Below are 11,788 nucleotides of genomic sequence, written 5' to 3'. Positions count from 1 at the left end.
TACTCAGAAAAGCAGGTGATTATCATTATCATTCCACTTTTCATTATCAATAAACCTGTCAATAAGCTGCCATCTTTTTGAGGCTTGAGGGGGGAAATGCTTTATCTGCCAAGCTTTTGAGCTGCTTGTCACCCCTTCAGCGTTGCCACTTTTGTCAATTGGGTCTGACGCACCAAAGAATTAACCGCCTCAGCAATCTGCCCTTCTTGCTTCTCAATTGCCACCCGTTCATAAGTTGCCAAAGTCTTATTAATTCGCGTCACCCATCGATTAAATGCCAACTCAAAATCCTCCGGTTTGGGACTTTCTTGAATCAGCACTTCCAATCGACCCGTAGCCAGTAAAATCAGAAATATCGGGTCAGTTGGCTCAATCTTCCCCTTAAAAGCCAACTCCAAAACCTTTCGCCTATATTCCTCCGATTGCCCCTCCAGGGCAATATCCAGCAAAGATTTAGTATCAACAGCACTCAAACTCACGGCAGCATCCCCGTCGTTTCAAACGCCTCATAAGCCGACAATATAAACGACTTAATCCGTTGCCGTCCCAATACCCCAAACTCTTGACTAGTCCTTGCCAATTCAAACGTTATTCCCCTCGCATCAATTGCATTCCTTTCCCGCGAATAAAACTTGGGAAAATCAATCACCTTCACTTCGTATTTCTTAATCAAATTCTGCACCTCCTCCATTTCTTCCACCGAACTCCAATCATCCTCCAGTCCCCAATTACGGACTAAAACATGAGCCATTCTATTCTCAAAATGCTGTACCGATTTCAAAAAGAGCTGAACGCTATCATAGCCTCCCGTGCAAACAAACCACTTACAGAAGCTGATTTGCGACTGTTTACCTAACTCAATCAAATTGTTCTTTTCAATCCAGTTGGTTACCAACGCATAAATCTGAGCCGGTAAATTGACAATCACGCTAGTCTCAAAAGCCCACTCAAAAATTCGGTCAGCTTCATAGAACTTCTTCTCATCCTCACTAAAAAGAGCTTCCCGACAAACACTCTCATAAATCCGAGACACATCGGGGTTAGACCGATCTGCATCGACAGCCACAAAAGGAAATTTATTGTCCAAAAAATACTGAATCAAAACCCTAGTCAATAAACTTTTCCCAACACCTCCCTTCTCTCCATCAACCAAATGAATCTTAGTGGCAGCTTTCTCAACACTCTCCAACCCATACTCACCAAGATGATTAGAGTTTTCTAGAACGGCTTCCATAGATAAATCTCCTGCTTTTCCTTCCTGTTCCGTGATAGAATCTGTTAGTTGGACTTGATATTTCGATTTTCGAGTTCTACTTGCCATCGTTCAACACCATAATTTTCACATCTGTAGGCAATAATCTGCCTGTCTTACCCCCAACACACCCCTATTAATTAGTGAGCTACTTTCACGAGAATCCAGAATCATCAAAATCATCACCACCCACTAAGTCAAACATTTCATCCGTAGTCAATACCCTACCTGGAAGATTACTAGAAACCGTAGCAATACGCGCCGCATTTTCACGACGAGGACGTGCTTCTAGTAAAAATGATGACGGCTGAACAGGCGCTTCCCTTAACGGAGAGCGGGGATAATCAATCCCACCTTGATCGCACAAATAAAGGGCGTGCTTTTCCAGTGCGTACACCGCATTCCTGAATATCCGTTCCAACACAACCCCATCTGTATCCCCTTTTTCTTGATACGCTAATGGTAGCCAGTAAGGACGCAAGGCTTGGAGAATCATCTCTCTGGGAGGCATTAAGAAATTGTATTTAACGTGGGACAGTAACACGCCATCCGCTGTGGACTTGAGTGGCTGATACCGCCAACTAAAATCAACTCGTTCTTGTTGTTTAGCCATGAGCAACAGCCTCCTGTAAAGTAGAGTCTTTTGGTGATGGATCACTTTGTCCAGAACGATTTGAATTGAACGAATTCTTCAAAGTCCCCTTGAAATAGGAAAACATCCCATAAACATCACTCAACCGATTCCCAAATCCTTTCTTGTCTAAAACAGATGGAATAGACATTTCCGCATTCCAAACAATTGGAGTTCGGTCGTAGTGTTCATTTAACTCCTTCTTGAGATAATCAGCCGTCCCCCCAGAGAACACGATTTCATCACAATCCGGCGGCAAGTTTTCATCCAACCAACTGGTAAGACTCCGCAGGTATTCAGGACGCGCCTCCTTAATCGCGGCTATCATCTGCTGCACTTCCTCTGCCCGTCTTTCCCTGGTACTGCTGCGGGCTAACCGCATCAGAGGGACAGCCTTAAACTCCACTCCCGCTGCTACAATGGCTGGAGTTAATCGCTCAGCAATCTGCCCTGAAGTCCTGGCTACCACCTTCTCCACCATACGAATGAAGCCCAAATCGCTCATTTTTCCGGGTCTAACATCTCCCCGTTGAGCAACCAGCAGATTGGCATTGCGGTAGCCAATCATGGCGATCGCACACACCCGTTCTTTCAAGGCAGAACCGACTTTCTTGTTGTGCATCAAATAGATTCCACCGCCCTCTGGCTTACAATTAAACGCCAACAACTCCACAGTCATCCGACCCGTAGGCGTCTGATACTCCACTAAAGCCTCCCGCAGCACCCGCTCAAACCTGCCCCGGTCTTCGTATTCTCCCGGTGGCAGCAACACCGCGATCGCCGCTGTAAAATTCTGAGGTAATCTCAACTTTTCCTTGATCACCCACATCGCTGCCAGGGTTTTATGCAAAGCCCGCTCATACTTGAGTTGCGATAGCCCCGCATTGGCGTGGAACCTCTGTTTCGCCAGATACCCGACTGCTTTATAATCATTCCTGAAAGCAACCCAAGCCGTGTTTTCTGGATTAGCTGAACCCAACTGGTCTCTGGCATAAGCCAAAATCGATTCACGGGGTACAGATACTACTTCCGGTTCCATGCACAAAAGCCGAACTTGCCTGTCCAACCCCGTGTAGATAATTTTGGTGAGCGACCCCCCGTAATCAAACGCCACGGTAACTTCAGGTTTTTTTGGTGTGGTAGTAGTTTTACTCATGTCACTGGTTGGGAATGAGATGTAAAGAGTCGTAAAAGAGCAATCCCGCTCGTAATAGATGTGTGGAAATATCCTTGTGTATGCCTGCGGCACACAACGCTTCCTGTCAATTCAACCTTCAAAAGAAGCCTGGAAAATAACGGCTATTAAAGAATCAGAACGCACTTATTACTTATTACCCCTCCTCAAACCTCACCTCCCTCAGCCGATTGTCCGAATCCCAGACCCCACACAAATAGAACTCAAGACGTAGGATTTTCCCGCCCTCTGGGTAGCAAGCTAGATCAAATGGGCGTACAAACGGCGAAACTCCCTAACAGTCGATACACACTCCTTTTTGAGGATGGCTCAATGCCAGCGTCTTGGCTATGCTGACATTCGGTATCTAACCGCCGGGAAGGGATAAGACGACCAGACTACTCAACGGCGGCTGCTAGTCTCCCGTTGCAATGGAAAATTTTCCATTGGAAGGAGTGAACCATCCAACCACAGCCTTTCTCCTTTTGTCAGGCATTATGACAAGTTTTAGTTAATAGTCCACCCTTTTAATGAAACTGAAAATGAGGTGTCATAATGAGGCAACTCAAATGCATAAAATGTCACAGCCGAGAAGTAAGAAAACTCTCAGCCATCTATGAAGAAGAAGTCTCAGAAACAACCGTGACTGGAAGATACAGTCAACTCAACTACAGCAACACGAGAATCGGGTCTGCGTTAGGAACAGTCCGCGCAACCAGAAGAATGGAATCGAGACTCGCCAAGGCAGTAGCCCCACCCAAAAAAGGGAATGCTGGGAAAAAATACGAGCATTTAGCAGTAGCGATCGCTATTTTCGCACTCCTAATTCTACTGCACGGCTTGTGGAGTATGTTCCTGGTAGCAATTGGCTTTGAAAAAGACGATAGCTGGGTGAAGCTACTCAGCGTAATTGGCATCCCAGGTATCGTAGTCGTCATTGTAGCGATCGCCCTATTACTCAACTTACGAAATAAAGCCAACGCACAGTACTACAAACAAGTCTATCTTCCTGCTATGACCAGATGGCTGCATTCCTACCGCTGCTATCGCTGCGGACACATATTTGAAGTAGAGGATGACTGACACGTTCATGTCCGAACTTCAACAAAAAAGCGATGCACTCAGAATTGTTAAATTATTATTATCATAACTAACGCTTTATGTCAAGACAAAAACGAATTCAAAGAATAGGAATACGCCTGACACCAGAAGAATTTCAACTGGCAGAGCAAATGGCTAAAGATTTAGAAACAAATGTCAGCAACCTATTTCGCTATAAGACTTTAAGAAGCCAACGCTCCCGATTAGTCAGTGCAACTCTCTGCCATAAACTAGCAGAACTCAATCTCCAACTCAAACCGATTGCTCTAGCCACTGAGCAAGCGTTATGGACGGGAGAAAAAATAACCGAACCAGCAGAACTAAAAGAGCTTATTGAGAAAGCACTAGTCTTACTCAAACAAGTTCAGTGGCAACAAATGAATATAAATTTAATAACTGATTTACCCGAAACCGATGAAGATTTAGAATAAGACTGGGACGTAGCTAACCCAGCTTAGTTTAAGAAAACCTACCTTACTCACAGTCATCTTCAGTAGTGACTGACTATTCTAAAGCCTGCACGCCCTTTTCAAAAATGATTGGCAAACAAATAACAGGTAAAAGCTTCACAGGACTGCTCAAGTACCTCTTCTCCAAAGAAGGATCTTCACTAATTGGAGGAAACATGGTGGGAGAAACACCAGAGGAATTAGCTGCTGAGTTTCTATTCTCCAAGCAACTCAACCCCAGAGTCGAAAAACCCGTTTACCATGCCATGTTAAGCGTCCCCCCTGACGAGTATATACCTGATGCCAAATGGCGTGCGATCGCACGAGACTACTTGGAAGGAATGGGACTTGATAAAAACCTATTTGCCATTATCCGACACACCGACCGCAACCACGACCACATTCACATTGCAGCCAGCCGCATTAAATTGGATGAGAAAGGCACTTGCGTATCCGATAGCTGGAACTATCTACGCAGCGAAAAGTTAATTCAAGAATTGGAAGAAAAGTATAATTTAACACCAGCTACTCGCAGTTTTGACAAAGAACGACGTTCTCCTACGACTGGCGAACGCCGATGGTTAGCGAGAACCGGGGAAATCAGTACACGGGAACAATTACAAACAGCACTGGATCAAGCAACTGTTGATAGTCCTACAATACCTCTTCTAATTGACCGACTCACGGAACAAGGCATCCATGTAAACATAGAACCCACACCTACTGGTGAATTGGGCATTAGCTATAAACTTGGTGAAATAGGGTTTAGTGGCACCCATTTAGGCAAAGCTTACACCTTCAGGGGACTTCAAAACTATAGAAGGGTCAGTTATTCTCCTGACATAGATTCTGAAGCGATCGCACAATGGCAAACTCCAGCACCTAACCCGATTTTGCCAACAGAGAACTGTAAACCTCATGGTGAAGGAAGTACAGATGATGATACTACAGGTGGCACAGTTAACAGCAGCAGTGGTGACAAAATTTTACTGGCGAACAGCCACCTTGACCCAGACATTTACATAATCAGAGAAGAAGAGAACGCCACAAGTCTTTCTGAGGTTAACAAAAGCCGTAAAAATTCTCCAACTGTTGAATCAGAAGATGTATCCAACACTGACCTGTTAAACCAGGAAACCGACGAGGTAGACTTAACTCTTCACTGGCAGTCCGTGCGAGAAAACTTAATAGAACGAGCCTGCCTACCCCCCGAATTGGTAGATTTGGTACACGACAAAGGATGGATAGACACAGATAAACAGACCTGTGCTGTATTTACTCTCCGCACACTGGCAGGAAATTACACGGGAACCTGCACTTTAGACTCCAATGGAAAATTTTCCATTGACGGTAACACGGGAGTATCGTCCCGACAGGATGATAACAGCGAAAAAGGAGTGTTTTGGATAGCAACTCAAAACGATATTGAAAGAGCCGTTATTGCCAGCAATCCAGTAGAACTCCTGTCTGTAATCGCCCTAGACCCCGATTTTGATAATAAACCGACTGTATACTTAAGCATCGATACCCTATCTTCCTTGCCGAAAGACTTTCTTGAAGATGTTACCACTCTAGTAATCGGTCTCAAAGGAGATGAATTCGGGGAAAAATTGTCCAAGGAAATTCTCGAACTACTACCCCAAGCCAAACGAATAAATCCTGGTATTAATGGGTGGAATGGGATACTCGTAGCCCAGGTTCAAGAAACGGAAAAGCAATCATTTGAACTTGATGAAACAAGTGACACGCTAACGCAGATGTTATGCGATCGCAATTCGGGCTTGAGCCTAGATTAACCCATTAAACTCTAATGTTCATGTCTTCCCTGAGATCTTGCACCTTTGTCAGTAAACCCGAAAACCCGCCCGGAGTTAAAACTCCGGCGTCATAGCTTAAGTCCATTTCAATGGACTACAACTCTTGTCCAGTCGTCTTTAGACGAATGCCAGCTATGAGACAGTGGTTTGAACCACTGGCGGGTTTTTGCCACTACTTCATCGCTGCTAACGCAGCCTATTGAAAGCGTTAAACCCCAATTCTTAGATTGGCTAAATTGTACACCATTACCATGAACCTGCATTCACCCATCCATCACCTATCAGGGTTAAGCAGAAATAATTGCCGACTGCTTAAAAAACTTGGCATTACGACCATTTTTGACCTGCTGCTCTACTTTCCCCGCGACTACATTAAGTATCGACGAGTCAAAATATCTCACCTAAAAATAGGAAATTCTGTGACAATAGTGGGCAAGATTAGGAAACACGAGATAGTCACTTCACCTAAAAATCTCCGATTAACTATCCAGACGCTTATCGTCAAGGATAAAACAGGTAACATCACCTGCAAGCGTTTCTTCAACCATCCCTACTACCAGTCTCAACAATGGAGAAACGAACAATCTTCAATCTACACCACTGGAAGCCTTGTTGCTGTATCAGGAGTAGTCAAGGAAGATCGGTATTGCGGAATGACATTAACTTCCCCTGAAATTCGATTAATCGACCTCAATGAAGCGAGAAATACGAAAAATTCAATTATCCCAATCTATCCCTTAACAAAAGGGGTCAGTAACGAAACAGTACAAGATGCAGTATCCTCAGCTTTAGAAGTCGCCGATCTACTGATTGACCCCCTACCCCAGCCTCTGAGACGAAAACATGGTTTGATAGAATTGCAGGAAGCGATCGCTTTCCTCCACCAACCCCCAGACGAAACCAAACTCGAAGCTGCCCGTCGTCGCCTGGTGTTTGATGAGTTTTTCTATCTTCAGCTATCCTTTCTCCTGCGTCGCCATCGGCTGTTAGCACACTCAGCTCATACAAAAATAACTCCTGCTGGTCATCTAATCCAACAGTTCTACTCTCAACTCCCCTTTTCGCTCACCTTAGCTCAACGTCGGGTCATCAACGATATTCTCAACGACATGGCGTCTAAAACACCGATGAACCGATTGGTACAAGGGGACGTGGGCTGTGGTAAAACTGTTGTTGCTGTCGTTGCAATTCTTGCTGCGATCGGGTCTGGCTACCAAGCCGCACTCATGGCTCCGACAGAAGTGCTAGCTGAACAGCATTATCGGAAGATTACCCCGTGGTTTGAACGCCTTGGTGTTTCTGTGGAATTGCTGACGGGTTCCACGAAAACTGCTAAACGCCGAGAAATCCACGCTCAACTAGAGACGGGTGAACTCTCCCTGTTAGTAGGAACTCATGCACTGCTGCAAGAGAAAGTCAACTTCAATAAACTAGGTCTGGTAGTAATTGATGAACAGCACAGATTCGGGGTACAACAACGGCAGGATTTATTGAACAAAGGAAATAGACCTCATGTACTAACGATGACCGCGACTCCTATTCCGCGTACCTTAGCACTAACTTTGCACGGGGATTTGGATGTCAGTCAAATTGACGAGTTACCGCCTGGGCGACAGAAGATTCACACGAAAGTGCTTAATAAAGACACTCCGGCATATAATTTTATCCGTCATGAGGTACTTCAAGGTCATCAGGCATACATCATCCTCCCCCTGGTGCAAGAATCAGACAAGCTAGATTTAAGAGCAGCCGTAGCAGAATACGAGCGACTTTCAACGGAAATCTTCCCCGAATTTAAGATAGGATTGTTGCACGGTCGCATGACATCAGCGGAGAAAGATGACGCCCTCAATTCATTCCGCGACAACAAAACCCAAATACTCGTTTCCACTACTGTTGTTGAGGTGGGAGTGGATGTCCCAAATGCTACAGTCATCCTCATCAACCATGCTGAACGCTTCGGTTTAGCTCAACTGCATCAGTTACGAGGTCGTGTGGGTCGGGGTTCGTACCGTTCCTATTGCCTGCTGCTGAATACCAGTAAAACAGCAGAAGCTAAGGCACGTCTTGAGGTTTTGGAACAATCCACTGACGGGTTCTTTATCTCAGAGATGGATTTGCGGCTGCGGGGACCGGGAGTTGTGATGGGCTATCGCCAGTCGGGAATTTCGGAATTTGCTCTGGCGAATATACTCGATGATGAGCATTTGCTGACTTTAGCTCGTGAAATGGCAGTAGCACTTGTTAAGAGCAATCCCCATTTAGAAGGACATCCATTGATGGTTGCAGAACTCAAAAGGCGAGGGTTGATGAGTTGGAATCATTCTCTTAACTGACCTTTTCCCAAGGCAGTCGCTGCTGTGATGTGGGGACTAAAAGACCAGCCCCTGTTATTTTCTTGGTATTTGGGTCGGAAATTTTGCTTTGTGCAGCACTCCTGTCACTTGTTCTGAAATCGATGTCTTAGCAGAATTGAGAAGCTTTTTGTTAACGCTACCCTGTAATTTTGCGGTTTTATCGTGGCGAGGATTAATGAATCCACTAATACACCAAGCGCCTGCATAGAAAACTCCACCAGCAACAACGCTGAGAATAAGGGACAAGGTGAAGGGATGCATGGGGTAGGAGTTAAAAGGCATAGGAACTGAGTCTTTCTGTGTCAGGTAGCCAGTGGTGGAGGCAACAATTGAGGCCGCACCTATACCGACACCCAGGCATTGAATTGTATCTTGGAGTTTGCGATCGCGTTCCTTTTGTTTTTGCTCGCGCTCTTGTGCTTGTTTCTCAGCCTCAATCTCGACAATGCCTCTAATCGTGTCAATCATCTGCTGGAATAGCGCTTGAGCTGGAGTGAGGTAGCGCAAATCTACTTGAATCTGTTCTTGAAAGTGCTTGCAGATGCGGTTAAGGAAATTTTCTAAGAAATCTAAGTCATCTTCTGGTAGACTATAGTTGCGAATTTGGCTGAGCCAGTAACAATAGTTTTCTGAGTTGATTGCGATCGCAGTTTTATGGTCTTCCATATCACGCAAGCGGTGAGCGTAGTGGAATCCAGTTTGCTGAATCTCTATCAACCATGCCTTCAGTTCCTCAACACGCTTCGCTCGCTCTTCCGGATTTTCTGATTCTGCCTTCATCTGACCAAATTCGTTGACTCTCTTTTCTATCTGACTACACAGCTTCCGCGCTTCACGATTGCACAGACGAGCTTGATGATAGGCATAGAGGATTTTACTGCGGCAACACAGCAGTTGGAAAAACTTGTGATAAACCTTCTCCGAGAGAGCTATGGTATCAGGATGACGTTTAGGCCAAACTCGATGCCCCTGTAGCCACACTAGAACATGACACTGCTCAAGAGGGTTCACGCTGCTAGTGTCATATTCAAAAATGGGACTGCCGAAGAGTTTACCCGTAGCAATTAACTCTGGTTGGGGTCGGTTGGTATCCTGCAAAAAAGCATTAATACATTCATTGGCAATAACTTCATAGTTGTCAATACCACAAGTCGGATTGGCGAAAATGACCAGCGTCTGACCGAGGGAAGCTTGGATATTACTAGGTAATAGGCAATTGTTCGGGTTAAAGTGTCTCAGTTGGTCAATTTCTACGGTTTGTAGGTAACGCAGGCTGAGGTCTACAGCATAAGTATCGCGAATCCGTTGTGGATAAATTTCACCTTTGAGGTCGGGAGTACCGGGTTCAGTGACTACAGGGAAACGTAAGAAAGGGTCTTCCCCTGGTCTAGGTAATTTCTTCAACAAGGGTAGATTGGGCAGATGATCGGGTTTTTCAAGTGCTGGATCGTAGCCGTCTGGATCGTCTTTCTTGTAACAGAGTAGTTGTGTTCGTAAGGAGCGAAGCGCAGCAACGTTGAGCTTATCTGCGGTTCCTAATGCAACACACTGTTCCCACAGATGATTAGCATTAATTTGTGTGGGGTCTTTGGAAATCTCGTCACGCAGATGAAAGGCATAGAGGGTGACGCAGGGGGCTTTCAAATACCACCCTGATTTAGAGTCAGTCATGGGTTGATAAGTTGGAGCGAGATTGTTGTGTTGAGGGATTGGAGCTAGATTGTGGTGACGAAGGGGAAGGGAAGCTCTGTCGAATGGAGTTTTGCAGCAATTCCTTGTACTGTTTGTCGGAAGAAGGAATAGAACCGGACTGTCCTCTGTGGCTGAGGTTATCCTCTAAAGCCTCAATGATTTCTGGTCGCTCTTGGCACCAAGTTTTAATCTGTTGAGCGATCGCATTAGCATCATTTGAGAGGCTATCGCTCAGTTTATGGAGGGCTGAGGCGTAGTCAGGCGAAAACACAAACTTATCTGATAACAGCTCGACAAAGGCTTCTATCAGTACTTCAGGCGGCGCAGTTTCAGGGGTGAAGGTCATTGTAAAACTCTAGAGATAATTGGCAAAGAGGGTGTGGCTTCTCATGTGAGCAATATCAGATGGCTTCCCCGATGAGAGTAAATGCAGCCCAACTTTTGGGACGGCGGTATCGCTGCATTGTGGTAAGCATAGCTTGGCGTAGGGATTGAGCTTTAGTCATCCCCTGCTGGAGATTTTGATAAAACTCGGTCATCAAAAACTGGGTTGACTTATCCCCAACAGACCAAAGAGATACGATAACACTGGGAACACCAGCCGCAAATAAAGAACGCGATAATCCGATTACGCCATCGCCCGTGATTTTGCCTTGACCACTACTACAAGCACTCAGGACAATCAGCTCAGCATTGAGTTTCATCTCCAGGATTTCGCCAGCCGTGAGGAAGCCATTATCGTTATCGGAGGGGGCTAAAGCGATCGCACCTGGTACACCTAACTGCTTGATATCATCTAATAACCCATGTGTTGCTAGATGAATCAGCCGTGCTTTGGGCATCTGCTGTACAATGTCTATTTTAGTGGCTGCGTCGCCGATGATGGCTTGGGTATTGAGGAGAGATGCGATCGCTTCTGCTTCTGCTTCTGAACCTGGTAGCGCGTGTAATGGCTTGGGCGGTTCTGTAAGCGGAATTGTTGGCATTGTCGGATTACCTACAACCAACACATCCTGACTTTGTAGAGGGGATTCGTGAATTGTTCCTACTCGTTGTCGTTGCTGACGGGTTAATTCCAGTGTTTGGATGGAGGGAGCAGTCAGAATCGTGTGGTGTTCGATTAAGAATTTACCCTCTTTGTCTTGCAGTGCTGGAAAGGGAACTAGGAATAAGCTTGCGCGACCTGAAAAGGTCGTTTAGTACGGGGAGCCGACTCCCCCATGGGATTCACACCCCATGCCCTCATGGAAAAGACTCTTCGGAGTCCGGTCACGCCTCAAGTAAGTAATGAAACAGGTGGAATGCAGACCCCAAA

General features: G+C 45.6%; 11 protein-coding genes and 1 pseudogene. 5 read left to right on the top strand and 7 right to left on the bottom strand.

Annotated elements, in window-relative coordinates; genetic code table 11:
- Positions 1 to 128 precede the first annotated feature (128 nt).
- From RLO19_RS30360 to RLO19_RS30345, 4 genes are all read right to left on the bottom strand, one after another.
- Positions 129 to 479, bottom strand: coding sequence for a DUF6753 family protein (locus RLO19_RS30360; protein WP_446361415.1), 351 nt, complete (start codon positions 477 to 479; stop codon positions 129 to 131).
- Complete coding sequence (locus RLO19_RS30355; protein ID WP_446361413.1) at positions 476 to 1,321, bottom strand: mobilization protein; 846 nt, start codon at positions 1,319 to 1,321, stop codon at positions 476 to 478. Before RLO19_RS30355 ends, RLO19_RS30360 begins: the two co-directional genes overlap by 4 nt.
- Before the next feature lie 85 nt (positions 1,322 to 1,406).
- Positions 1,407 to 1,865 carry a hypothetical protein gene (locus tag RLO19_RS30350; RefSeq protein WP_446361411.1) on the bottom strand — a complete coding sequence of 153 codons (459 nt, stop codon included), beginning with the start codon at positions 1,863 to 1,865 and terminating at the stop codon, positions 1,407 to 1,409.
- Entirely contained in the window at positions 1,858 to 3,039 is a 1,182-nt protein-coding gene (locus RLO19_RS30345; protein ID WP_446361409.1) for a ParM/StbA family protein, read from the bottom strand. Before RLO19_RS30345 ends, RLO19_RS30350 begins: the two co-directional genes overlap by 8 nt.
- Positions 3,040 to 3,097: 58 nt before the next feature.
- Between RLO19_RS30345 and RLO19_RS30340 the strand changes: the two genes are divergently transcribed.
- The 5 genes from RLO19_RS30340 to recG all read left to right on the top strand — a co-directional run bounded on the left by RLO19_RS30340 (position 3,098) and on the right by recG (position 8,760).
- Positions 3,098 to 3,292, top strand: coding sequence for a hypothetical protein (locus RLO19_RS30340; protein ID WP_446361407.1), 195 nt, complete (start codon positions 3,098 to 3,100; stop codon positions 3,290 to 3,292).
- 320 nt (positions 3,293 to 3,612) lie between these two features.
- Complete coding sequence (locus RLO19_RS30335) at positions 3,613 to 4,140, top strand: hypothetical protein (RefSeq protein ID WP_446361405.1); 528 nt, start codon at positions 3,613 to 3,615, stop codon at positions 4,138 to 4,140.
- 77 nt (positions 4,141 to 4,217) lie between these two features.
- The gene (locus RLO19_RS30330) at positions 4,218 to 4,589 is read left to right on the top strand and encodes a hypothetical protein (RefSeq protein ID WP_446361403.1); all 372 of its coding nucleotides are present in this window, start codon (positions 4,218 to 4,220) and stop codon (positions 4,587 to 4,589) included.
- A 104-nt stretch (positions 4,590 to 4,693) separates the two neighbouring features.
- A complete protein-coding gene (locus tag RLO19_RS30325; protein WP_446361401.1) occupies positions 4,694 to 6,403 on the top strand; it encodes a relaxase/mobilization nuclease domain-containing protein in 1,710 nt (569 codons plus the stop codon).
- 272 nt (positions 6,404 to 6,675) lie between these two features.
- On the top strand, positions 6,676 to 8,760 hold the full coding sequence (gene recG / locus RLO19_RS30320; protein WP_446361399.1) for an ATP-dependent DNA helicase RecG: 2,085 nt from the start codon (positions 6,676 to 6,678) through the stop codon (positions 8,758 to 8,760).
- Between the two features lie 54 nt (positions 8,761 to 8,814).
- Here the strand turns inward: recG and RLO19_RS30315 are convergent, their stop codons facing one another.
- From RLO19_RS30315 to RLO19_RS30305, 3 genes and pseudogenes are all read right to left on the bottom strand, one after another.
- Positions 8,815 to 10,452, bottom strand: coding sequence for a hypothetical protein (locus RLO19_RS30315; protein ID WP_446361397.1), 1,638 nt, complete (start codon positions 10,450 to 10,452; stop codon positions 8,815 to 8,817).
- Positions 10,445 to 10,819 carry a hypothetical protein gene (locus tag RLO19_RS30310; protein ID WP_446361395.1) on the bottom strand — a complete coding sequence of 125 codons (375 nt, stop codon included), beginning with the start codon at positions 10,817 to 10,819 and terminating at the stop codon, positions 10,445 to 10,447. Before RLO19_RS30310 ends, RLO19_RS30315 begins: the two co-directional genes overlap by 8 nt.
- Before the next feature lie 55 nt (positions 10,820 to 10,874).
- A pseudogene (locus RLO19_RS30305) lies at positions 10,875 to 11,645 on the bottom strand (CHAT domain-containing protein); the annotation flags it as partial.
- Between the last annotated feature and the right edge of the window lie 143 nt (positions 11,646 to 11,788).

Source organism: Coleofasciculus sp. G2-EDA-02, from assembly GCF_040226375.1.
GTDB lineage: Bacteria > Cyanobacteriota > Cyanobacteriia > Cyanobacteriales > Coleofasciculaceae > Coleofasciculus.
The sequence above is the reverse complement of the archived record's forward strand: the minus strand, read 5'-3'. Positions and strand labels throughout refer to the sequence as shown.